Here is a 21,736-nt window from a genome sequence, read left to right as displayed (position 1 = left end):
AATAATGCAAAAAGAGAAAGGAAAGCTCATGCTAAAACTTATTGCTATTGTAGGAACTAACTCTAAACGTTCCACAAACCGCCAACTGCTTCAATATATGCAAAAACACTTTGCTGATAAAGCAGAAATCGAATTGGTAGAAATTAAAGACCTACCAGTCTTCAACAAACCTGCAGATAAACTTATTCCTGCAGAAGCCTTAGAAATTGTTGCAAAAATTGAAGCAGCTGATGGTGTGATTATCGGTACTCCTGAATATGATCACTCAATTCCTGCCGTTCTTATGAGTGCTCTTGCTTGGATTTCGTATGGTGTATTCCCACTTTTGAACAAACCTGTCATGATTACAGGTGCTTCATATGGTACACTCGGTTCATCACGTGCTCAATTGCAACTTCGTCAAATCCTAAATGCGCCTGAAATTAAAGCAAATGTTCTCCCGGATGAATTCTTGCTTTCTCATTCTCTTCAAGCTTTTGATAAGAATGGTGACTTGGTAGATCTTGATGTCATCAAGAAATTGGATGCCATCTTTGATGACTTCCGTATCTTTGTTAAGATTACAGAAAAATTGCGTAATGCACAAGAACTTCTTCGTAAAGATGCAGAAGAATTTGACTGGGAAAATTTGTAAGATAGGAGATCGAAAGAATGAAATTTGTTGGACTTGTTGGATCAAACTACGACCAATCATATAACCGCAAACTCTTGGAATTCATCCGTCGTAACTTCAAACTTAAATTTGAATTAGAAGTTCTTGAAATCGATGAAGTTCCAATGTTTAACCAAGACGAAAAATGGGACGAAAGTTTCCAATTGCGCCTTCTTTACAATAAAATTACTCGTGCTGATGGTGTGATTATTGCTACTCCTGAGCACAACCATACAATTTCTGCTTCACTCAAGTCAGTTCTTGAATGGCTTTCATATGAAGTACATCCATTTGAAAACAAACCAGTGATGATCGTGGGTGCTTCTTACTACGACCAAGGAACTTCTCGTGCTCAAGTTCACCTTCGTAAAATCCTTGACGCACCAGGGGTGAATGCCTACACATTACCAGGTAATGAATTCCTTCTTGGAAAAGCTAAAGAAGCTTTTGACGCAAATGGAAACATTATTAACGAAGGAACAGTTAAATTCCTTGAAACTTGCTTAGATAACTTTGTCAAATACGTAGGAGTCGTTTCTAAATTGAAAAAACCAAAACCAATTGAACCAGAAGACTTGGATTGTGGAAAACCAATCGCTACAACTATTACAGAAGTTGATCCTGACGATCCAAACTGGGTAGAAAAAGTTGCAGAAATCACAGGTGCTGTTTCAGGTGATACATATGTTAAACTTGACCATGGTATCTTGACTGTTAACCAGATTGATATGTTCTTGAAAGCTATGCCTTTTGAATTGACATACGCTGACGATAACAACCAATTCCTCTACTACAACAACGCTCACCAAGATCCTGATACAATGTTTGCAAAACGTGTACCATCTCAATCTGGTAGCCGTATGTCAACAGTTCATGGATCACTTCCACCTGCACGTATGAAAAACGTTGAGTGGGTTATTGGAACTCTTAGAAACGGTAACCAAGAATACGTACGTACCATTGTTCCAGGTTCACCTGCTGGTGTTATCAACACTCACAACTACCAAGCAATGTACTATCCTGATGGTTCATATGCTGGTATCAATGAAATTGTCTTTAACTTCCAACCATGGCTTGACTGGTACTTGAAAGAAACAGGTCAACGCTTGGTAGGAGGAAGCGGTCCGTTTGCTCCTGCTGGAGGTCACGGAGATGCCGATGCTACTTCTGGGGCATCTGACGCTGGAGGACATGGTGATGGTGGCCACGGAGATGCTGATGCTACTTCTGGGGCTAGTAACTAAAATCTAATACTAAAGGAACCTCTCTTGGTTCCTTTTTTTTAAAACAAATACTCGGTTAGCATAAGCTAACCGAGTATTTAATTTATTCAACTTATGAATTTGGATCGTCAAGACTACGACCATGCAAACCCTTTTCACGTTGTACCTGACGAAGTTTTTCAGGAGTCACATCATTACCATCTTCATCGACAATTTTGATTCCTTCAATGTGGTGACGTACTGAACGACGATAGCCTTCGATATATTCTTCACGAAGTTTAGCTTGTTCTACTTTTTCTTCCGCAGTCAAGCCTTCTGTTTTTTTCTTTTTCGCAAGCTCATTAATACGAGCGATTTTTTCTGGTGTCATATTTGGACCTCCAATCTACTTTTTAATTTTTATTTTGTATTAAGAAGATTAAAAGCAGCAACTGTTTTCGCTTTATTCACAAGTTCAGTTAGAATAGCTAGACGATTATTCTTAACATCAACATCCTCTGCCATAACCATAGTATTATCAAAGAAAGCATCAATAACAGGACTAAGGGCAAATAGTTGCGTCAATTTATCGTTAGCTGAACCTTTCAATTCAAGACTTTCGACAGCTTGAGCTAGTTCTTTTTCTTGTTCATTTTCAAAGAGGCTAGTATCAACTTTGACGGAGCCTTCTGCTTTTTCCGCTAGGTTAAAGGCACGAGATAAGGATTCAACTGATGATTTGTAGTTTTCAGTTTTTGCAGCTTCAGTTAAGGCTTCTGCTGCTTCAATCATATCTGCAACAACAAAGTTTGAACTTGCAAGAACAGCTTCCTTAATATCTTTTGCAGTAGAACCCATCATCTTATCAACACGAGCTTTGATGAAGTTAAGCACTTCTTCTTGATTATCGTAAGTTAGGCTATCAAATGATAAGGCATAAAGGCTAGCAATCAATTCGTCCATTGGAATATTCCATCCAAAGTCTTCCAAGATACGGACAATCCCTTGTGTTGCACGACGAAGGGCATAAGGGTCATTTGAACCAGATGGAATCAAGCCAACAGAGAAGAAGGACAAAAGAGTATCCAATTTATCGGCTAGTGCAAGTATTGCTCCAACTTTAGATTCAGGAAGAGCACCGTCTGCTGAATCAGGAAGATAGTGCTCACGAATAGCTTGTGCCACTGCTGCGTTCTCACCAGCGAGAAGAGCATATTTCTCACCCATGATCCCTTGAAGTTCATCAAATTCACCAACCATACCAGTCAAGAGGTCAAACTTATAAATAGCTGCAGCACGAGCAAGATCAATAGTTTCATCAAGTGATAAACCTGCTTTTTCTGCCAAAAGGATAGCAATTTGTCCAGTACGAATCATGTGTTCACGTAATGAACCAATCTTTTCATGGAAGGTTACATGTGATAATTTAGCTACAAGATCTTCAATCTTCAATTTTTGGTCTTCACGCCAGAAAAATTCACCATCTTCAAGACGCGCAACTAAGACTTTCTCATTTCCTCGGATGACATTATCCAAATACTCTGCATTTCCGTTACGAACAGAAATAAAGTTTGGTTTTAGATTTCCATCAAGGTCACGAACTACAAAGTAGCGTTGATGAGTCTCCATTGAAGTGACCAAAACCTCTTCTGGAACCTCTAGGTACTTAGGGTCAAAATTTCCCATGAAGGCAGTTGGGTATTCAACCAAATTCAGAACTTCATTCAAGAGTCCTTCATCAATTTGTACCAGAACACCTTCTTCAGCTTCAATAGCCTTAATTTGCTCACGAATCATATTTTCGCGCTCAATGCTATCAGCAATAACATAAACTTTGCGCAGGTCTTCTTCATAGCTGTCAGCATGCTGAATTTCTACTTCGTGACCAAGGAAACGATGTCCACGGCTAACTCTTCCTGAATGAATATCTAAGAAATCCATATCGAGTGCCACATCATCCAAAAGAACTGTCAACGTATGGACTGGACGAATATATTCAAAGGTATTGTTTGCCCAGTGCATACTTACTGGGAAGCTTAAACTAGCCAAAACTTCTGGAATTCCAGCCAAAACTTCCTCAGCTGGTTTTCCAGCCTCATGCTTAGTTACGTAGACATATTCTTCACCTTTGATTTCACGAAATTCGATATCATCTACAGTCAAGCCTTTACCACGGACAAAGCCTTGCGCTGCTTTAGAGAAATTTCCTTCTGCATCCAAGGCAATTTTTTTAGAAGGTCCTTTAAAATCTTCAGTCAAATCCGTTTGTTGGTCTGCCAAACCAAGTACGCGAACAGCCAAACGACGTGGAGTTGAGAAGGTTTGAATTCCTTCGTATGAAAGACGGTTATTATCCAAGAAAGCTGTCATTTTTTCACCTAGTTGTTTTTCACTTGGTGTGACAACGTAGGCAGGTAACTCTTCGAGTCCTAGTTCTACTAATAAGTTTTTTGTCATGTTTTTTCCTTTACAAAATTAATTTTCTTCAACAAGACCTTTAGTAGTGGGGGACGCAAGCAAACCTTCGGTTTCATTGCTAACTGCCAAGCCTTAAGTCTCGTCAGTTCCCCAGTCGGATAAGAAACTTCTTATCCGACTTTCACTACAGCGGTCTTGTTTTATTTAGCGACCTACGGTCGACTTTCAGTCATTTATTCCTGTAATTCTGTCTATTCTTCCTCTTCTGATAGAAGTTTTACGCGTGTAGCTTCGTCAAGAAGTGGGTATCCAAGTTTTTTGCGTTCTGCTACGAATGTTTTAGCTACGACACGGGCTAAGTTACGGATACGAGCGATATAACCAGCACGTTCTGTAACTGAGACTGCTCCACGAGCATCAAGCAAGTTGAAGGTATGAGAACATTTCAAAACGTAGTCATAGGCAGGGTGAACAAGTCCCAATTCCAAAGCACGTCCTGCTTCTTTTTCAAATTTTTCGAAGTTTTCAAGAAGCATGTCTTGATCTGAAACTTCAAAGCTGTATTTTGAGTGTTCATATTCTGGTTGAAGGAATATTTCTCCGTATTTAACGCCTGGAGCCCACTCAATATCGTAAACTGAGTCTACCTCTTGGATATAAGAAGCTAAACGTTCCAAACCATAAGTGACCTCAGCAGTAACAGGACCAGTTGCCAAGCCACCGACTTGTTGGAAGTAAGTGAACTGAGTGATTTCCATACCGTCAAGCCAAACTTCCCATCCAAGACCAGCGGAACCAGTTGATGGGTTTTCCCAGTTATCTTCAACGAAACGAATATCGTGTTCCAAAGGATTGATTCCCAATTTCTCCAAAGACTCAAGGTAAAGCTCCTGGATATTTGCTGGAGAAGGTTTCATAACCACTTGGAATTGGTGGTGTTGGTAGAGACGGTTAGGATTTTCCCCGTAACGACCGTCCGCTGGACGACGAGAAGGCTCAACATAAGCTGCATTCCATGGTTCAGGACCAATGGCACGAAGGAAAGTGTAAGGACTCATGGTTCCCGCACCTTTTTCATTATCATAAGCCTGCATAAGCATACAACCCTGATCATTCCAGTATTGTTGCAAAGTAAGGATGATTTCCTGGAAAGTCAATTTTTTAGACATGTTTTACTCCTTTTTCTATATGATTGAGTCTGACTCAGGATACAAAAAAAACCGTGTCTTTGCTCCTAAGTCAAGTGACCTAGGGGCGTCAAAAACGCGGTTCCACCCTAATTTATTACTTCATTATCTTTATTAAAATACCAAAAGCGCCACACTTATCTCTCAACCACCTGACTCTCACTATCTCAGGCTCGCTTAGGATTTACCAATAAGATATTCTTTCTTGCGTCTATTATATCAAAAAGTAATTAAGAAGTAAAATTATTTTATCACTAGTCCTATATATTTCTTAGCCAAATTAATTTAACTGCCCCTTTTTGAACAAAAAGAAAAACCGCTACTCCTAAGAATAGCGGTTTAATCATGTTTTTAAGCTACAAATGTAGTCGCTCTATTATTTAAGAGTAACTGAAGCTCCAGCTTCTTCCAATTTAGCTTTGATTTCTTCAGCTTCTGCAGTTGGAACGCCTTCTTTGATGACACCTGGTGCACCATCAACAAGTTCTTTAGCTTCTTTAAGTCCAAGACCAGTGATTTCACGTACAACTTTGATAACGCCAACTTTTTTGTCACCAGCAGCTGTCAATTCAACGTCAAATGAATCTTTAGCAGCTTCTTCAGCGCCACCAGCAGCAGCTACAGCTACAGGAGCAGCTGCAGTTACACCAAATTCTTCTTCGATAGCTTTTACAAGGTCGTTCAATTCAAGGATTGAAGCTTCTTTAATTTCAGCAATAATGTTTTCAATGTTCAATGCCATTGTTATTTCCTCCAAATAAGTTTTAAAATTAGTTTTTTATTTTTTTCGTAGCTAGGCTACGCTGCGTAGCTTAAGATTAAGCTGCGTCTTCTTTGCTTTCTGCAACCGCTTTGACTGCAAGAGCAACGTTGCGCACTGGCGCTTGAAGTACAGAAAGGAGCATAGAAAGAAGTCCTTCGCGGTTTGGAAGAGTTGCAAGAGCAACGATTTCTTCTTTTGATGCGACAGCGCCTTCGATTGCACCACCCTTGATTTCAAGTGCGTCAGCAGTTTTAGCAAAGTCGTTCAAGATTTTCGCTGGTGCGATAACATCTTCGTTAGAAAATGCTACAGCAGATGGTCCAACAAAAACAGATGCCAATTCTCCAAGTCCAGCTTGTTCAGCTGCACGACGTAAGATTGAGTTTTTGATAACTTTGTACTCAACTTCGCTTCCACGAAGCTCACGACGAAGAACTGTATCTTGTTCAACTGTCAAACCACGAGCGTCTACAACGACGATTGATGCAGCAGCTTTCATTTTCTCAGCTACTACGTCAACTAGTTCCGCTTTTTTAGCAATAATTGCTTCACTCATTAGTGTGTTCACCTCCGTAATTATTTTGCTTGGGGAATTTTTCCAAAAGAAAAACGCGCCCAAACCTAGACACGAAAGTACAATACGCTTCTTTTTAAATGATACGTTTTGTCCTCGGTAGGATATTTATGAGTCGAGCTCCCCTACTGTCTTAGGCAGTTTTTTCAAACCGTTTATAAGTATACCACACTACTTTGATTAGTGCAAGAGTTTTTGCTTATTTTTTTAAATTTTATTGATTCTTTTTAGCATTCTTTTTCCTCATTTAAAAAAATCTTCTCTAAAATCAATTTTGCTTCTTGACTTGCTTGATTTTTTATTGTACTATACAACTGTATATACAGACAAAAAGGAGTTATTATGAATACACAAAAGAAAACACAATTCATGACCTTGACCGCATTACTGACAGCTATCGCTATTTTGATTCCTTTGGTGATGCCCTTTAAAATTGTCATTCCTCCCGCTTCCTACACTCTAGGAAGTCACGTTGCTATTTTTATCGCCATGTTTCTTTCTCCCTGGATGGCTATCTTTGTCATTATAGCTTCTAGTTTAGGATTTCTCATGGCTGGGTATCCGATTGTTATCGTACTTCGTGCATTTTCCCATATCTTTTTTGGAAGTCTGGGTGCTTTCTATCTTCAAAAACATCCTCAAACCTTGGACAATAAGAAATCTTCATTGATTTTTAACTTTGTACTTGGCTTGGTTCATGCTATTGCTGAGGTCTTAGCTTGTATAATCTTTTATGCTAGTACTGGAACCGACCTAAAAAATATGTTCTATGTCTTGTTTGTATTAGTTGGATTTGGTACTATTATTCATAGTATGGTAGACTATTACTTAGCATTAGCTGTTTATAAAGCATTGAAAAAACGCCATTAAGAAAGAGACTATGACAAAAAATAGAAAAGAAACCCTTTTACAACTCTTAAAAGAAGCTCAAAAACCTCTAAACGGAAAAAGCTTAGCAGACCGTTTTCATGTAACTCGCCAGATTATTGTTCAGGACATTGCTGTTCTTCGTGCAGACGGTGCTCCTATCTTATCAACCAATCGTGGCTATATTTATAAAGAAAGCAAAACCAATCCGTATGTTCACAAGCTGTTTAAAGTAAAGCACGAGATGGAAGAAATCGGTCAAGAACTTCTAGCAATCGTCGATAATGGGGGACGTGTTCAGAATACCTTGATTGATCATCCTGTCTACGGAGAAATTGAAACCTTGCTGAAACTGTCTTGTCGCAGAGATGTGCAACATTTTCTAGAACAAGTCGAGCATTCTGATTTTAGACCTTTATCTGAATTGACAGATGGCATCCATTACCACCTAGTCGAAGCCGAAACACAACAAGACCTCCACTATATCGAGGAGGCCTTGGATCAGCTCGGTTATTTAGTAAAAGATTAAAAAATTTCTTTCTCCCAGCCATCTTCTGTACGGTGTCGGTAGAAAAACTCTGACTTATCAGGAGCTTCCATCATCTCCATCAATGGTAACATATCATAGGCCAGATCCAAGTTTGGAATCTGGTCTTTTTGCACCCAAGAAACTTCTCCTTCATCTGAAGAGCGAAGAGTACCAGAGAACTCAGTCGCCTTATAACAAAAGACAATATAGCGTTCACCCGAATCTAAAGGCCAATTTTTAATGCCGACCAGTTGAGGATTTTTAATCGTCAGACCTGTTTCCTCGTATATTTCACGAATAACAGATTCTGCAAAAGCCTCTCCATTTTCAACATGTCCCCCTGGGAAGGCATAACCAGACCAGCGATTGGTTTCAGGAGTGCGGTACTGCATAACCACGCGCTGAGTTTCGAGGTCTTCAATCAGACAAATATTTGTTAAAATCGTTAATTGGGAACGGGACATAAATTTACTCGCTTTCTAATGTTTAATTTTTTTCTACATACTTAACTTTAGATTTCATAATCAAAGGATTAACTAAGTCATGATATTCATGAATTTCATGGAGTAAGAATCCTCTGATGATTCTGATTTCATTTTTTTCCCTAATCACATAGTAGTCTAAATTGATAGGCATAGATGAATCTGGAACCGTGGATAAAATGAAAAATGTCATGAACCAGATCAAGAGCGCAAAGAATCCACTAAGAGCCTGAAAAATTAGATGATGCCATTGAAAGATTCTAGATTTATAGAAGATAGTCCACGGATGGATAAATAGGGTTAAACAAAGACCAAAGAACCAGATATTCCACAAGACTGGGGTAAAAGCTAAGCCAAACAATCCTAAGATAAAATGAATCAAGGCGAATACCAGGAACAGAAGGTAAATTACCCTAAATATAGTTAGATGTTTTATCATGATTGACTCCTTTTCTTTTCAATATAATTCATTACTAGAGTTATAATAGATGCCAAACTGAAAAAGATCAGATAAGTTGCAATTGGAAACCAGATGTAGCGGTGATCTAGGGATAAGAGAGAAGGCAAAACTTTGTGAGTCCGTGTTCTAATTCTCATTGTCAAGTGAATTATAAAAAAGAAACTATTGATATAAAGAAACGGTTCCAGATAATCTTTAAAATTTTTCTTAGTTGAACAAATTTCTCGCAAATAATAAGCGTACATCCTACCGAATATAAAGAATATATTAAGAAAAAGCGGAAACATGTAGTCCATATGTTTATAATGACTTGGAAGGGGGATAAATTGACTTAAAACAATACTTACTATCCCTACTAAGACTAGGTAAACTGTAAAATCCACTAAGAAGGCCAATAGCTTGTGAGATTCTAACCATAGATTGAATTTCTCTACCCTGGATAATTTCTTTTTCCTTTTTAATTTTCTTTTATGATTTTTCATTTGAATGAATTTTCCCCATTTCCTTTTGTCCTCTTTTCTTTTCAATATACTTGGAAAGAAAACCTATCAAAATCGCTACTAAAAAGAATATTAAATAAGTAACGATTGGAAACCAGATGTAGCGGTGATCTAGGGATAAGAGAGAAGGCAAAATTCCTTTACTATTTTTCCCACCAATCCCAATAAAGAGATGAACTATTAAACCGATACTATTAAGATAGATAAATAAATCTGCATATCTTTTTATCGTCATTCTTGTTCTAGTCAAGTCTAGGAACCAAAAGTCAAATAATCGATACACCAGACAAAAAATATTTATATATAGTGGAAAACTATAGTTGATATCTCTGTAGGGCAACGGAATAGGAAGGAGTTTAAAAACAAGAGTAACACCTAAGCCTATTCCTAAGACAAAACAAAGGACTATGAGGAATCCTAAAAATTTATGAGAATCCAGCCAAAGCTGAAAACTTTCTTTCCTTGGGCGATTCTTTTTTGTATTTGAATTACTTTTATTATTTTTCATTTTTTACTCAAGATTGGAATTACTCATTCTTCAACAAAATTTAAAAAAATGTAAATCTCTAAACTCAACGATAAGGAATTTTCGAACTTTCTATCTCTATATCAGGATTGGCAAGTTTGAGATATGGAGCAATATAGTCTGCATCCGTAACCTTTGGACCTAGAATAACTTTTGAGTATTTCAAAGGAGCCAGATTAATGTATACAAATAAAGCATATCGCCCATCCTCCTTTGATTCTAAGTGAATATATTTCCTAAAATCATCATAACCAGATTCCTCATTTTCACTTAGGCCAATACTACCTGATAAATCTCTGAATTCTTCAATTTCGATTCTATCCTCTGTTATGAGTTTCGGATTTAGTCGTCTTTCAATTTCTGAATCATCAAAGTTGATTAGAATACGATACTCACTCTCATATTCATAATCAGAAACCTTAAAAAGATAGGATATTTTCGCTAAATTTTTAAAGATATTTGACTGTACCTTCATACTTTCTTCAGTATTTCTAGCCTTTAATTCTTGAATGAGCTCTTTTAAGTCATTAAGTTTATGTAAAATATCAGAATCATCTTCCCTTGCACTGTTTAAATAGAATATTCTCACAAACTCTAAAGACTCATGCTCAATAATTTGTTGTAAATACTTTTTATCATACTGTAGAAATGCTCCCTTAGATTCTTCTGCATATTCTTTCCACATGGGAAGACTATCTGATATAGTTGTCATCGAAGATAGGAAGACATTGGAACTCTGATAGCAGTCCGAGGAATTTTCTATTTCCAAATAGTCATAGATGGCTCTTCCTTCCATAGGGTCATTTAATTGTTTGGAATTTGTTAATCTCAAATACGCAGGTTCACTTGAATCACCAGATTTTATCGTTTTAATTAAGTGGTTCGTTAAAGTTTCAATTTTAGTATAATGACCATATTCTTCACTATTCTCTAGGTCTCGGGCTTTGATTGTTAAGTGAAAGCGAATTTTATCAATAAGAGTATTTGCAAATTCTTCCAAAACATCTTCATGAACATCTTGTAAAGTTACTACATCTTCATCATTTATTTCATCTGCTTTCTCCAATAAATTATAAATTGTACTCTTCCTAATATCTGAATCAGTATATTTTAGTATAGTTTGAAGTGTTTCTATAGATCCCTTGATAATATCAGTGTCTTTTGTCTCTATCCACGACAAATAAAACCCTACACTTAAATCATCAGGATTGACTTTATAGAAGCTATTAATTAAATCTAAATGTTCTGACTTAAAAATCTTTACAAGAATATCAAGTTGAAAATAGCTAATACTTATGTAAGAAAACGGAAATTCTAAAAGAATCATATCAATAATAGATTCCAAATCTTGTTTTATTTTTTCTTTTAGTCCTTCAAAACCTTCACCTCTTTCAAAAATGATAATCATTATACTGAGCATTCTAGAACAAGTAATTCCATCAATGCTAGTCAAATCTTGATTTTTAATACGATTAATAATTGTCAAAAATATACTATTATCATTGAAAAAGTCTTGGCAATCTTTAATTCCAACATTCTTTTCCAAATATTTGTTTAAAGATAGAAAGTAATAAAATAAAATATCCTCATTAAAAATAAACGCTTCATTATCTTCTTTAAATAATGATTCTACCTGTAATAAAACGTTTTTAAAAATCGTTTCATCAACAAATTTACTAAATTCACATAATATATATAAAGTTGTTTCTAATTTTTCCCATTTTTCTTTTGGAGGAAATTGGAAAAAAGCTTCCATTATGTCATGAATATTCTCTACTTTACTATCTAAATCCGCTAAAGACTTTATAATATTTTCTAACTTAATATAGAAAACACCATTTTTATAATCATCCAATATACTCATTTCATTTTTCTCCTATCTACCCCAACACCTTGACTTCCAACATCATATCACGAATCTGAGCAGCCAGTTCAAAGTCAAGCACTTCGACGGCTTCTTGCATTTGTTTTTCCAGTTTCTTGACCAATTCTTTGCGTTCTTGTTTGTTAAGGCTATTGATATCGACTTCCTTGTCCTCTTCTTTAGCCACAACTTTTGTGACAGAGATAAGGTCACGGATTTCCTTCTTAATAGTTTGTGGCACGATGCCATGCTCTTCATTATAGGCCATCTGGATTTTACGACGACGAGCTGTTTCATCGATGGCTTTTTGCATAGACTGTGTCATTGTGTCAGCATACATGATGACATGTCCCTCGCTATTACGGGCAGCACGACCAATGGTCTGAATGAGTCCACGCTCGTTACGAAGAAAGCCTTCCTTGTCAGCGTCGAGAATTGCAACTAGACTAACTTCTGGTACGTCAATACCTTCACGAAGAAGGTTAATCCCAACCAAGACATCAAAGACTCCTAAACGCAGGTCACGGATAATCTCTGTCCGCTCTAAAGTCTTGATATCCGAGTGCATGTATTTGACCTTGATACCCATTTCTTTAAAATAATCGGTCAAGTCTTCCGCCATTTTCTTGGTCAAAGTTGTGATAAAGGTGCGCTCGTTCTTTTCAACTCGGGCATTGATTTCACCTAAGAGGTCATCAATCTGTCCCATAGTTGGACGGACTTCAACTTCTGGATCCAAAAGACCTGTCGGACGGATGATTTGTTCAATCACGGTATCGGTCTGCTCGTGTTCATAATCTCCAGGTGTCGCTGAAACATAGACAATCTGATGAACATGACTTTCAAACTCTTCACGACGAAGAGGACGATTATCCAAGGCAGATGGCAAACGGAAACCATAATTAACCAACATTTCCTTACGCGAACGGTCACCATTGTACATGCCCTTGATTTGTCCCATGGTCATGTGGCTCTCATCAATCATAATCAAGAAATCATCTGGGAAGAAGTCGAGAAGCGTATAAGGTGGCTCTCCTTTGCTCCGTCCATCCATGTGGCGTGAGTAGTTTTCAACTCCGTTTGTATAGCCCATCTCACGGAGCATCTCAATATCGTATTCTGTCCGTTGTTTCAAGCGTTGCGCTTCAAGGAGTTTGCCTTCCTTCTCAAAGATAGCTAACTGCTCCTCCAACTCGGCCTCGATCTTAGCAATAGCTACTTCCATGTGGTCATCATTAGTCACAAAGTGAGTAGCTGGAAAAATCGCCAAATGATCCACTTCGCCCAAAACTTGACCAGTTAAAGCTTCGACTTCACGGATGCGATCGATCTCATCGCCGAAAAACTCTACGCGAAAGGCATGCTCATCACGAGAGGCTGGGAAAATCTCCACCACATCCCCACGAACACGGAATCTTCCACGCTGAAAATCAATGTCATTGCGTTCGAACTGAATATCAACCAAGTCATTGAGCAGTTTATCTCGAGAAATCTCAAGACCCGGACGCAGACTTACGACGCTATCAGCATATTCCTTAGGCGAACCCAAACCATAGATACAAGAAACAGATGCTACGATGATAACATCATTACGCTCCAAGAGCGCTGATGTAGCGGAGTGACGAAGTTTATCAATCTCATCGTTGACTGAACTATCTTTTTCGATGTAGGTATCGCTCGATGGAACATAAGCTTCCGGCTGGTAATAATCATAGTAAGATACGAAGTACTCAACTGCATTTTCTGGGAAAAATTCCTTAAACTCTCCATAAAGCTGGCCTGCTAGCGTCTTGTTATGAGCGATTACCAAGGTCGGTTTATTAACTTGAGCAATCACTTGACTCATAGTATAGGTCTTTCCTGTACCAGTCGCCCCCATCAGGATTTGGGCCTTTTCTCCACCCTCAATGTTATCTACCAACTGCTCAATAGCCTGCGGTTGATCCCCAGACGGTTGGTATTTAGATACGAGTTTAAATTTGTTGTCTGTAATTCTATTGATCATCTCTTTGTCCTCACATATATAGACCTTATTTTACCATAAATCACCAGAATTCTCTGAGTTGGGGAATAAAAGGGGAATAAAAGATGTAACAAAATAATCCAGTAAATAAGTACATCTTTAAATTACAAAATAATTAAATGAACTCATATTAGAAGTGAAAACTAAACAAGACTCTCGAAATTACTTCGATAGTCTTGTCTTTTATTCTAAAACAATACAATACGTAATAAACGTCAACGTCAATGAATTACAGAATTAGTAAAGCTTGTTCATCAGCATCATTTTTATGAGACCACTTTACTACTTAACTTCTTGATTCTTTATCAAAAGGTAAAGAGTTGCTCCAAGTGAAAACACCAATTCAAGAGCATAAACACATAGTTGCAAGTAGGAAGCTCTCCCTAGTATTGTATCCGCAACAATATTATAAAATAGATAACTAGTCATTGGTTCCACTACTCTTTCTATGAAAGGTTGTAACAAAATAGGAAATAGCAACAAAATAGCTAAACTCCCCATTGGACTTTTAAAAAAATAACTTAAAAAGTAAGAAATTAAAAAGTATTGGATGGAACCAATCAAATAGAAACTGAAAATTTCTAAACCGACACCATTTTCGCTACTTAAAAAATGAAACCATATATGTAGTACAATGAAATATAAAGTTGATTGTAGTAACACATCGAATAACTCTACGAACAGGATACTCATTGAACTTAAGATCCTTTTTCCACTCACCAAATAAACTAATTTTGTTTCGTGTGATTGTAAGTCTACAAATGCATTAACACAACCAATAGCAACAGAGAACATTGATGCAAAAACAAGAGCTTGCTTTAAAGATAATTCTACAATTCTACCATTGATTGCAACTGGTAACACACTTAGTAGGCACACAAATCCTACCAAAATTGACTGTATAGCTATCTGGTACTTTACGGGTTTTAAGCTATATTTTTTGACGATAAGACTGATAAATATTCTTGCCATTCTTCCTCCTCATTCGAATCATTTCTACAACAATTATCAATACCAAGAATACGACTCCTTCCACTACTAAAAGAGTAAATCCATACAATTGGCTCGTTTGAGTCCCTTCAATTCGACCAAAAGCAAATGATTTAGCTCCAATCAAAGGCAATAGATTCTCTATGTTAGAAGAAAATCCTCTTAGAATACCTGATAGAGTGATTACTAATAATATAACGATTGCAATTAATGATGAAATGGATTTTTTTATGACTCTTACTAAAAATATAGCTAATAAAGTGAGGACAATCGCAAATATCATAACTCTTACCGTAACATCTAAAAACAAAGTAAATTCTAAATAGTTTTTTAAAGTAGAATCTAGAAAAATGAGTAAAACAACAGCATTTACTATCGAAAATATTACAGTAGAAAGTAGTGATAAGACAATCGAACTAGCAATAAAACCAATAAGTCGAACTTTCCAGTTAGGAATTATTAACTGAGTAAAATAATCATCACAAAATTGATAATGGGTTGAATAAACAAGTGAAACCAGAATTGGCAAGAAAATAACACTAGCTTGGTAGGGTGAAGATAAGAGAGCATCCCTGACTGTATAGACTGGATTCGATGATAAGATAGATGGATCAAGGTTTACTTCCCGTCCATTTCCTTCTACTAAGGCATTTATCACCTGAATATTTTGAATTGTAAAAAATATGCTGACTCCCAAAATAAGAAAAAATGTAATTTTAAAAGTAGGTAAACTACTATATTTATAAAGGTCACTAAAAAAGGAACGCTTCAACATATTATTCACCTTCTTTCCCTTCGAGTGCTTTAAAATATGCTTCCTCAAAAGAGCCAAACTGTTTCAAAATGTCTTTGGTAGGAGCATCAATAACAATCTTCCCATTAGAAATCCCAACCAGATGATCTACAGTTAATTCTAACTCACTCATATAATGACTTGTCATTAATACAGTTTTACCTTCACTGACAAAAGATTGTAAAAAATTGCGTACCCAGCGTATACCCTCTGGATCTAGTCCATTGATTGGTTCATCTAAAATTAAGATGTCAGGACTTGCTAATAAGGCTGTTGCTAATCCAAGACGTTGCTTCATTCCTAATGAATAGTCTTTTACTTTTTTATTTTTAGCTTCACTTAACCCCACCAAGTCTAAACATTCCTTGCACCTATTTCTATCAACACCACAAGCCAAGCCAATCCAGCGAAGATGCTGAAATCCTGTTCTCGTTGGATAAGGTTGGCAACTGTCTAGGAATGATCCAACAATACAAAAAGGATTATCTCCCAATTGAGAGTATTTTTTGCCATTGATCAATGCTATTCCTTTTTGACTATTTTCTAAACCGAGTAAAATTCTGATTAAAGTCGATTTACCAGAACCATTTGGTCCAATCAATCCAGTTAGCTCACCTTTCTTAGCTTTAAAAGTTACATTTTGCAGGACATTTTTATTATTATATTCCTTATGTAGATTTTGAATTGTTATCATCCATCCTTTTCCTTTCTGACTTTTTGTGAAATTCAACCTTCACTTGGAGCAAGTATATCAGGCGAATATCAGGAAAAAATCAGAATAAACATTTTTATAATTATTTTTTCATTTCTAACAAATTACTTTTTATGTTTGCTATAATATACACAAGTAATTGGAGGAACTATGAAGTATAAAATTTTAGCAATTGATGATGATGAAAAAATCTTACGATTAATAGTGAATGCATTAGAAGCAAACAACTTTAACGTAGAAACTCGGTCAAATATAGAAGAAATCGACATCTGTGACTTTACTGGATTCGATCTGATTTTACTTGACGTCATGATGCCTATTTCTGGTTTAGAGATTTGTCGCTCCATTCGTTCACAAATTACTACTCCAATCCTGTTTCTAACCGCTAAAAATTTTGAAGAAGATTTACTAAAGGGAATACAAGCTGGAGCAGATGATTACATCACAAAACCATTTAGCATTAAAGAATTGATTGCAAGAATTCAAATGCATCTTCGTAGAGAGGAAAGATCTCACCCTGCCTCTAAAGAAGAATTGATTTCAGATATAACTTTTTATCGAGATAGTCAAGAAGTTTATTATCAATCCAAGAGCATTTCTCTAACTAAGCGAGAATTTGATCTACTTTATCTTTTAGCTAAAAATGAGAACCGAATATTTAGCGCAGAGGAACTTTACGATTACCTCTATCCTGTAAGCTCTGATGTACAGCTACGTTCAATCACCGAATACATCTATCAAATCAGACAAAAATTCAAGGCTCATCAAATTGATCCAATCAAAACGGTTTGGGGAGGAGGATACAAATGGCAAAAGAAATGACAATCAAACAACTCATTCAGAATACCTACCTTAAAATCATTTGGCAATTTCTTCTATGTCTTATACTTTTTTACATAGTTCCAGCTCTTCTATCTTCTGTATCTGGAATCAATGAGAAAAATGCCAATTTCTTTGCTTTATTTTTTAGCGTCAGTTCTTGGATTTATCTTTGCATCATTTTAATTCTTATCATTGTAACAAATATTCGACAATTATTAACCAAGATTCAAAAAGAAATGAACATGGTTTATCATAGTGGTCTATATTTCAACAAAAATGATCATCGGCATTTTCAGATTAAAGAATTTATTGAAACAAATGATCTGATCGAAAAAATGCAATCTGATATAAAAAATAGGATTGAAAATGAAAAAGAACAAAAAAAAGAACTCATGTTTCAAGTATCTAGCGCTGCACATGATCTTCGAACTCCTCTAACTGTCATCAGAGGAAATGCTGAATTTTTACAATCTACCAAACAAACACCCCAAGTAATGGAATGTCTAAAAGATCTGGAGCAAGCAAGTATTCAGTTAAATGAGTACTTCAACCACTTCATCCAATACTCCAAAACTTTTTATGACCATGATATTCAACTTGAAAACATATCAATTAAACAAGTAACTCATCAATTAAAGGAACATATCACACCTTTACTTCCTAGAAATACACACTTTGTTTTTACAAACACAGTAAATCCATCAACACAAATCGCAATTCATTCCAATCTATTTTTCCGAGCAATCACAAATATTATTAATAATGCAATACAACATCAAAAAGAGAATGATGCACAAATCCACCTAACAATTTCACAAGAAAATAGTCAATTAGTTCTAACTATATGGAATAACCAATCTAGTTTTTCAAAAAACATATTACAAAATGCTGGAAATCTTTTCTATAGAGATGACCAAGCAAGAACCCCCTCTCAAGAAAGTCACTATGGACTTGGTTTATCTTTCGTCAAGCGCGTCATGAAACTTCATAATGGAACGATGCACATAGAAAATAGTAATCATGGTGCACAAGTCAAGCTAATCATTCCCATTATATAGAACAAGCCGAACTCATCAACATGTGTTCGGCTTTTCTTCCTTTTTAGATCAAAAAATCAGTATCATAAGATTTTTATGTCACATCTTCTTACATTAAAACACTAAATATTTGCCAACTTTTTTAGTTTCTGCTATAATGGGTAAATATTCTAAAAAGGAGACTAAACATGAAGAAAAAAATCCTTGCATTTTTATTATTTTTATTTCCCTTATTCTCTTTAGGCTATGCTAATGCGGACACTATCAAGATTGTTAGTGATACTGCTTATGCACCCTTTGAGTTTAAAGATACAGACCAGACTTATAAAGGAATTGATGTCGACATCATCAATAAAGTCGCTGAGATAAAAGGATGGAATATCCAAATGTCTTATCCAGGCTTTGATGCTGCTGTCAATGCGGTCCAAGCAGGACAAGCGGATGCTATCATGGCTGGTATGACAAAAACCAAAGAACGTGAAAACGTCTTTACCATGTCCGACACATACTATGATACAAAAGTTGTCATCGCAACGACTAAGTCTAACAAAATCACTAAGTATGAAGAACTCAGTGGTAAAACTGTTGGTGTTAAAAACGGTACTGCGGCACAACGTTTCCTAGAAAGTATCAAAGATAAATATGGTTTCACTATCAAAACCTTTGATACTGGGGATTTGATGAATAACAGTCTCAGTACAGGTGCTGTAAATGCCATCATGGATGACAAACCAGTTATCGAGTACGCTATTAACCAAGGACAAGATCTCAGTATCAACATGGACGGAGAAGCCGTTGGTAGCTTTGCTTTTGGAGTTAAAAAAGATAGCAAGTACGAATACCTAGTTACAGAATTTAACGAAGCTTTAGCACAAATGAAAAAAGATGGTAGCTTGGACAAGATTATCAATAAATGGACAAGTTCATCTAAAACTAGTTCACAAGTGACTTCTCTCACTTCTACTACAAGCGCTGGGCAAAAAGCTACTCCAGTCAAATCAAAATACGTTATCGCTAGTGATTCTTCATTTGCACCATTCGTTTTCCAAAACTCAAGCAATCAGTACACTGGTATTGATATGGACTTGATCAAGGCTATTGCCAAAGATCAAGGTTTCGAGATTGAAATCACTAACCCAGGATTTGACGCTGCTATTAACGCGGTTCAATCTGGTCAAGCTGATGGTATGATTGCTGGTATGTCTGTTACAGACGCTCGTAAAGAAACCTTTGATTTCTCTGATTCTTACTACACAGCTAATACGATTCTTGGAGTTAAGGAATCAAGTACCATTTCTTCTTATGAAGATTTGAAGGGTAAAACCGTTGGTGTAAAAAACGGTACTGCTTCTCAAACCTTCCTAACTGAAAATCAAAGCAAATATGGTTATACAATTAAAACCTTTGCAGACGGTTCATCTATGTATGACAGCCTCAACACTGGTTCAATTGACGCTGTGATGGATGACGAACCAGTTCTTAAATACTCTATCAGTCAAGGTCAAAAATTAAAAACACCAATCGAAGGTACTCCAATCGGTGAAACTGCTTTTGCAGTTAAAAAGGGAAGCAATCCTGAATTGATTGAAATGTTCAACAACGGTCTTGCAAATCTTAAAGCAAGTGGTGAATTCCAAAAGATTCTTGATAAATACCTTGCAACTGATTCAACAAGTGAATCATCAACTGTTGACGAAACTACTATCTGGGGCTTGTTGAAAAACAACTACAAACAACTCCTAAGTGGACTTGGAATTACCCTTTCCCTAGCTTTGATTTCCTTTGCAATTGCGATTGTTATCGGGATTATCTTTGGTATGTTCAGCGTTAGTCCCTATAAATCACTTCGTCTCATTTCAGAAATCTTTGTCGATGTGATTCGTGGTATTCCATTGATGATTCTTGCTGCCTTTATCTTCTGGGGAGTTCCCAACTTTATCGAATCTCTTACAGGACAACAGAGTCCAATCAATGACTTTGTCGCTGGAACAATTGCACTGTCTCTAAACTCAGCTGCTTACATCGCTGAAATTGTTCGTGGTGGTATTAAGGCTGTTCCTATCGGACAAATGGAAGCCAGTCGAAGCCTTGGTATCTCTTACAGTAAAACCATGCGTAAGATTGTCTTGCCACAAGCAACCAAACTCATGCTTCCAAACTTCGTCAACCAATTTGTTATCGCACTTAAAGATACAACTATCGTGTCTGCAATCGGGCTAGTAGAGCTCTTCCAGACTGGTAAGATTATCATCGCCCGTAACTACCAAAGTTTCAAAATGTATGCAATTCTCGCAGTCTTCTATCTTGTGATTATCACTCTTCTTACTAGACTTGCAAAACGCTTAGAAAAGAGGATTCAATAATGGCTAAATTAAAAATCGATGTTGATAATTTACATAAACAATATGGTAAAAACAAAGTCCTTAAAGGAATCTCAGCAAAATTCTACGAAGGAGATGTTGTTTGTATCATTGGACCTTCTGGTTCAGGTAAATCAACTTTCTTGCGTAGCTTGAATCTCCTTGAGGAAGGTACAAAAGGTCATATCACGGTTAATGGTTATGATTTGACGGATAAAGCAACCAACGTGGACCACGTTCGTGAAAATGTCGGAATGGTTTTCCAGCACTTCAATCTTTTTCCACATATGACCGTATTGGAAAATATCACTTTCGCACCAGTAGAGCATAAGTTGATGACTAAGGCCGAAGCTGAGAAATTGGGAATGGAACTCCTTGAAAAAGTTGGATTGGCTGATAAAGCTAATGCAAATCCTGAAAGCCTATCAGGTGGTCAAAAACAGCGTGTGGCTATCGCTCGCGGTCTAGCCATGAACCCTGATATCATGCTCTTTGACGAACCCACTTCTGCCCTTGACCCTGAGATGGTCGGCGACGTTCTTAACGTTATGAAGGAATTGGCTGAACAAGGCATGACTATGATCATCGTAACCCACGAAATGGGATTCGCCCGCAAGGTTGCCAATCGTGTGATCTTTACTGCTGACGGTGAATTCCTCGAGGACGGAACACCCGATCAAATCTTTGATAACCCACAACATCCGCGTCTTAAAGAATTTTTAGACAAGGTTCTAAACGCCTAGAGGCAGGGCTAAAAATCTTTATAATCAAAAAAAAACGCATTGTATCAGGTATTAAAAACTTGATATTATGCGTTTTATTGTGGAAAGATTTACTTCGGTTTCTCCTAATACTCAATGAAAATCAAAGAGCAAACTAGGAAGCTAGCCGAAAGCTGTACTTGAGTACGGTAAGGCAACGCTGACGTGGTTTGAAGAGATTTTCGAAGAGTATGAAATTGAGTTTTGCCTAACC

At 36.8% G+C, this 21,736-nt stretch carries 21 protein-coding genes and 1 other annotated feature; of the genes, 8 read left to right on the top strand and 13 right to left on the bottom strand.

Annotated elements, in window-relative coordinates; translation table 11 throughout:
• Window positions 1–28 precede the first annotated feature (28 nt).
• Both AB2B50_RS02720 and AB2B50_RS02715 read left to right on the top strand, forming a co-directional pair.
• Entirely contained in the window at window positions 29–634 is a 606-nt protein-coding gene (locus AB2B50_RS02720) for an NADPH-dependent FMN reductase (protein WP_000915942.1), read from the top strand.
• 17 nt (window positions 635–651) lie between these two features.
• Window positions 652–1,896, top strand: coding sequence for an NAD(P)H-dependent oxidoreductase (locus AB2B50_RS02715; RefSeq protein WP_223140874.1), 1,245 nt, complete (start codon window positions 652–654; stop codon window positions 1,894–1,896).
• Between the two features lie 91 nt (window positions 1,897–1,987).
• Here the strand turns inward: AB2B50_RS02715 and AB2B50_RS02710 are convergent, their stop codons facing one another.
• The 5 genes from AB2B50_RS02710 to rplJ all read right to left on the bottom strand — a co-directional run bounded on the left by AB2B50_RS02710 (window position 1,988) and on the right by rplJ (window position 6,778).
• The gene (locus AB2B50_RS02710; RefSeq protein ID WP_000187071.1) at window positions 1,988–2,245 is read right to left on the bottom strand and encodes a DUF896 family protein; all 258 of its coding nucleotides are present in this window, start codon (window positions 2,243–2,245) and stop codon (window positions 1,988–1,990) included.
• A 29-nt stretch (window positions 2,246–2,274) separates the two neighbouring features.
• Window positions 2,275–4,311: a glycine--tRNA ligase subunit beta gene (gene glyS / locus AB2B50_RS02705; protein WP_320692358.1), complete on the bottom strand. Its 2,037-nt coding sequence runs from the start codon at window positions 4,309–4,311 to the stop codon at window positions 2,275–2,277.
• A 212-nt stretch (window positions 4,312–4,523) separates the two neighbouring features.
• Window positions 4,524–5,441: a glycine--tRNA ligase subunit alpha gene (gene glyQ, locus AB2B50_RS02700; RefSeq protein ID WP_320692357.1), complete on the bottom strand. Its 918-nt coding sequence runs from the start codon at window positions 5,439–5,441 to the stop codon at window positions 4,524–4,526.
• Window positions 5,442–5,835: 394 nt separating this feature from the next.
• Window positions 5,836–6,201 carry a 50S ribosomal protein L7/L12 gene (gene rplL, locus AB2B50_RS02695; protein ID WP_001196969.1) on the bottom strand — a complete coding sequence of 122 codons (366 nt, stop codon included), beginning with the start codon at window positions 6,199–6,201 and terminating at the stop codon, window positions 5,836–5,838.
• Window positions 6,202–6,277: 76 nt separating this feature from the next.
• On the bottom strand, window positions 6,278–6,778 hold the full coding sequence (rplJ, locus tag AB2B50_RS02690; protein WP_049503273.1) for a 50S ribosomal protein L10: 501 nt from the start codon (window positions 6,776–6,778) through the stop codon (window positions 6,278–6,280).
• A gap of 38 nt (window positions 6,779–6,816) precedes the next feature.
• Window positions 6,817–6,952, bottom strand: a sequence feature (ribosomal protein L10 leader region).
• A gap of 186 nt (window positions 6,953–7,138) precedes the next feature.
• Here rplJ and AB2B50_RS02685 point away from each other — a divergent pair.
• Both AB2B50_RS02685 and AB2B50_RS02680 read left to right on the top strand, forming a co-directional pair.
• Entirely contained in the window at window positions 7,139–7,666 is a 528-nt protein-coding gene (locus tag AB2B50_RS02685; protein WP_320692356.1) for an ECF transporter S component, read from the top strand.
• A 10-nt stretch (window positions 7,667–7,676) separates the two neighbouring features.
• Window positions 7,677–8,192, top strand: a complete 516-nt coding sequence (locus AB2B50_RS02680) for a transcription repressor NadR (RefSeq protein ID WP_320692355.1) — start codon at window positions 7,677–7,679, stop codon at window positions 8,190–8,192.
• Here the strand turns inward: AB2B50_RS02680 and AB2B50_RS02675 are convergent.
• From AB2B50_RS02675 to AB2B50_RS02640, 8 genes are all read right to left on the bottom strand, one after another.
• Window positions 8,189–8,656 carry an 8-oxo-dGTP diphosphatase gene (locus tag AB2B50_RS02675; RefSeq protein ID WP_320692354.1) on the bottom strand — a complete coding sequence of 156 codons (468 nt, stop codon included), beginning with the start codon at window positions 8,654–8,656 and terminating at the stop codon, window positions 8,189–8,191. The genes AB2B50_RS02680 and AB2B50_RS02675 overlap by 4 nt on opposite strands.
• Before the next feature lie 22 nt (window positions 8,657–8,678).
• A complete protein-coding gene (locus tag AB2B50_RS02670; protein ID WP_320692353.1) occupies window positions 8,679–9,113 on the bottom strand; it encodes a hypothetical protein in 435 nt (144 codons plus the stop codon).
• A 489-nt stretch (window positions 9,114–9,602) separates the two neighbouring features.
• Window positions 9,603–10,142 carry a hypothetical protein gene (locus AB2B50_RS02665; RefSeq protein WP_320692352.1) on the bottom strand — a complete coding sequence of 180 codons (540 nt, stop codon included), beginning with the start codon at window positions 10,140–10,142 and terminating at the stop codon, window positions 9,603–9,605.
• A 64-nt stretch (window positions 10,143–10,206) separates the two neighbouring features.
• The gene (locus AB2B50_RS02660; RefSeq protein WP_320692351.1) at window positions 10,207–12,024 is read right to left on the bottom strand and encodes a DUF2971 domain-containing protein; all 1,818 of its coding nucleotides are present in this window, start codon (window positions 12,022–12,024) and stop codon (window positions 10,207–10,209) included.
• Between the two features lie 16 nt (window positions 12,025–12,040).
• Window positions 12,041–14,029 (bottom strand): excinuclease ABC subunit UvrB, encoded by a 1,989-nt coding sequence (uvrB, locus tag AB2B50_RS02655; protein WP_320692350.1) that lies wholly within the window; start codon window positions 14,027–14,029, stop codon window positions 12,041–12,043.
• Between the two features lie 300 nt (window positions 14,030–14,329).
• Complete coding sequence (locus tag AB2B50_RS02650) at window positions 14,330–15,019, bottom strand: hypothetical protein (protein ID WP_320692349.1); 690 nt, start codon at window positions 15,017–15,019, stop codon at window positions 14,330–14,332.
• Window positions 14,979–15,812: a hypothetical protein gene (locus tag AB2B50_RS02645; RefSeq protein WP_320692348.1), complete on the bottom strand. Its 834-nt coding sequence runs from the start codon at window positions 15,810–15,812 to the stop codon at window positions 14,979–14,981. The genes AB2B50_RS02650 and AB2B50_RS02645 overlap by 41 nt, the downstream gene beginning before the upstream one ends.
• Before the next feature lies 1 nt (window position 15,813).
• Window positions 15,814–16,524 carry an ABC transporter ATP-binding protein gene (locus AB2B50_RS02640; protein WP_320692347.1) on the bottom strand — a complete coding sequence of 237 codons (711 nt, stop codon included), beginning with the start codon at window positions 16,522–16,524 and terminating at the stop codon, window positions 15,814–15,816.
• Between the two features lie 168 nt (window positions 16,525–16,692).
• On the opposite strand from AB2B50_RS02640, the gene AB2B50_RS02635 reads away from it, so the two are divergent.
• The 4 genes from AB2B50_RS02635 to AB2B50_RS02620 all read left to right on the top strand — a co-directional run bounded on the left by AB2B50_RS02635 (window position 16,693) and on the right by AB2B50_RS02620 (window position 21,504).
• Window positions 16,693–17,364, top strand: a complete 672-nt coding sequence (locus AB2B50_RS02635) for a response regulator transcription factor (RefSeq protein WP_320692346.1) — start codon at window positions 16,693–16,695, stop codon at window positions 17,362–17,364.
• The gene (locus tag AB2B50_RS02630; protein WP_320692345.1) at window positions 17,349–18,422 is read left to right on the top strand and encodes a sensor histidine kinase; all 1,074 of its coding nucleotides are present in this window, start codon (window positions 17,349–17,351) and stop codon (window positions 18,420–18,422) included. The genes AB2B50_RS02635 and AB2B50_RS02630 overlap by 16 nt, the downstream gene beginning before the upstream one ends.
• 167 nt (window positions 18,423–18,589) lie before the next feature.
• Window positions 18,590–20,764, top strand: a complete 2,175-nt coding sequence (locus tag AB2B50_RS02625) for an ABC transporter substrate-binding protein/permease (RefSeq protein WP_320692344.1) — start codon at window positions 18,590–18,592, stop codon at window positions 20,762–20,764.
• The gene (locus AB2B50_RS02620) at window positions 20,764–21,504 is read left to right on the top strand and encodes an amino acid ABC transporter ATP-binding protein (RefSeq protein ID WP_049503260.1); all 741 of its coding nucleotides are present in this window, start codon (window positions 20,764–20,766) and stop codon (window positions 21,502–21,504) included. Before AB2B50_RS02625 ends, AB2B50_RS02620 begins: the two co-directional genes overlap by 1 nt.
• Window positions 21,505–21,736: the final 232 nt, after the last annotated feature.

Origin of the sequence: Streptococcus fermentans (assembly GCF_040888305.1) — a bacterium.
Classification (GTDB): Bacteria; Bacillota; Bacilli; order Lactobacillales; family Streptococcaceae; genus Streptococcus; species Streptococcus fermentans.
Note: the sequence above shows the minus strand (reverse complement) of the source record. Positions and strands in the feature narration are given on the sequence as shown.

What these genes read in the sequence shown, in the direction of transcription:
- AB2B50_RS02720 (WP_000915942.1), top strand. Translation starts at nt 29, where the DNA reads ATGCTAAAACTTATTGCTATTGTAGGAACTAACTCTAAACGTTCCACA.
- AB2B50_RS02715 (WP_223140874.1), top strand. Translation starts at nt 652, where the DNA reads ATGAAATTTGTTGGACTTGTTGGATCAAACTACGACCAATCATATAAC.
- AB2B50_RS02710 (WP_000187071.1), bottom strand. Translation starts at nt 2,245, where the DNA reads ATGACACCAGAAAAAATCGCTCGTATTAATGAGCTTGCGAAAAAGAAA.
- glyS (WP_320692358.1), bottom strand. Translation starts at nt 4,311, where the DNA reads ATGACAAAAAACTTATTAGTAGAACTAGGACTCGAAGAGTTACCTGCC.
- glyQ (WP_320692357.1), bottom strand. Translation starts at nt 5,441, where the DNA reads ATGTCTAAAAAATTGACTTTCCAGGAAATCATCCTTACTTTGCAACAA.
- rplL (WP_001196969.1), bottom strand. Translation starts at nt 6,201, where the DNA reads ATGGCATTGAACATTGAAAACATTATTGCTGAAATTAAAGAAGCTTCA.
- rplJ (WP_049503273.1), bottom strand. Translation starts at nt 6,778, where the DNA reads ATGAGTGAAGCAATTATTGCTAAAAAAGCGGAACTAGTTGACGTAGTA.
- AB2B50_RS02685 (WP_320692356.1), top strand. Translation starts at nt 7,139, where the DNA reads ATGAATACACAAAAGAAAACACAATTCATGACCTTGACCGCATTACTG.
- AB2B50_RS02680 (WP_320692355.1), top strand. Translation starts at nt 7,677, where the DNA reads ATGACAAAAAATAGAAAAGAAACCCTTTTACAACTCTTAAAAGAAGCT.
- AB2B50_RS02675 (WP_320692354.1), bottom strand. Translation starts at nt 8,656, where the DNA reads ATGTCCCGTTCCCAATTAACGATTTTAACAAATATTTGTCTGATTGAA.
- AB2B50_RS02670 (WP_320692353.1), bottom strand. Translation starts at nt 9,113, where the DNA reads ATGATAAAACATCTAACTATATTTAGGGTAATTTACCTTCTGTTCCTG.
- AB2B50_RS02665 (WP_320692352.1), bottom strand. Translation starts at nt 10,142, where the DNA reads ATGAAAAATAATAAAAGTAATTCAAATACAAAAAAGAATCGCCCAAGG.
- AB2B50_RS02660 (WP_320692351.1), bottom strand. Translation starts at nt 12,024, where the DNA reads ATGAGTATATTGGATGATTATAAAAATGGTGTTTTCTATATTAAGTTA.
- uvrB (WP_320692350.1), bottom strand. Translation starts at nt 14,029, where the DNA reads ATGATCAATAGAATTACAGACAACAAATTTAAACTCGTATCTAAATAC.
- AB2B50_RS02650 (WP_320692349.1), bottom strand. Translation starts at nt 15,019, where the DNA reads ATGGCAAGAATATTTATCAGTCTTATCGTCAAAAAATATAGCTTAAAA.
- AB2B50_RS02645 (WP_320692348.1), bottom strand. Translation starts at nt 15,812, where the DNA reads ATGTTGAAGCGTTCCTTTTTTAGTGACCTTTATAAATATAGTAGTTTA.
- AB2B50_RS02640 (WP_320692347.1), bottom strand. Translation starts at nt 16,524, where the DNA reads ATGATAACAATTCAAAATCTACATAAGGAATATAATAATAAAAATGTC.
- AB2B50_RS02635 (WP_320692346.1), top strand. Translation starts at nt 16,693, where the DNA reads ATGAAGTATAAAATTTTAGCAATTGATGATGATGAAAAAATCTTACGA.
- AB2B50_RS02630 (WP_320692345.1), top strand. Translation starts at nt 17,349, where the DNA reads ATGGCAAAAGAAATGACAATCAAACAACTCATTCAGAATACCTACCTT.
- AB2B50_RS02625 (WP_320692344.1), top strand. Translation starts at nt 18,590, where the DNA reads ATGAAGAAAAAAATCCTTGCATTTTTATTATTTTTATTTCCCTTATTC.
- AB2B50_RS02620 (WP_049503260.1), top strand. Translation starts at nt 20,764, where the DNA reads ATGGCTAAATTAAAAATCGATGTTGATAATTTACATAAACAATATGGT.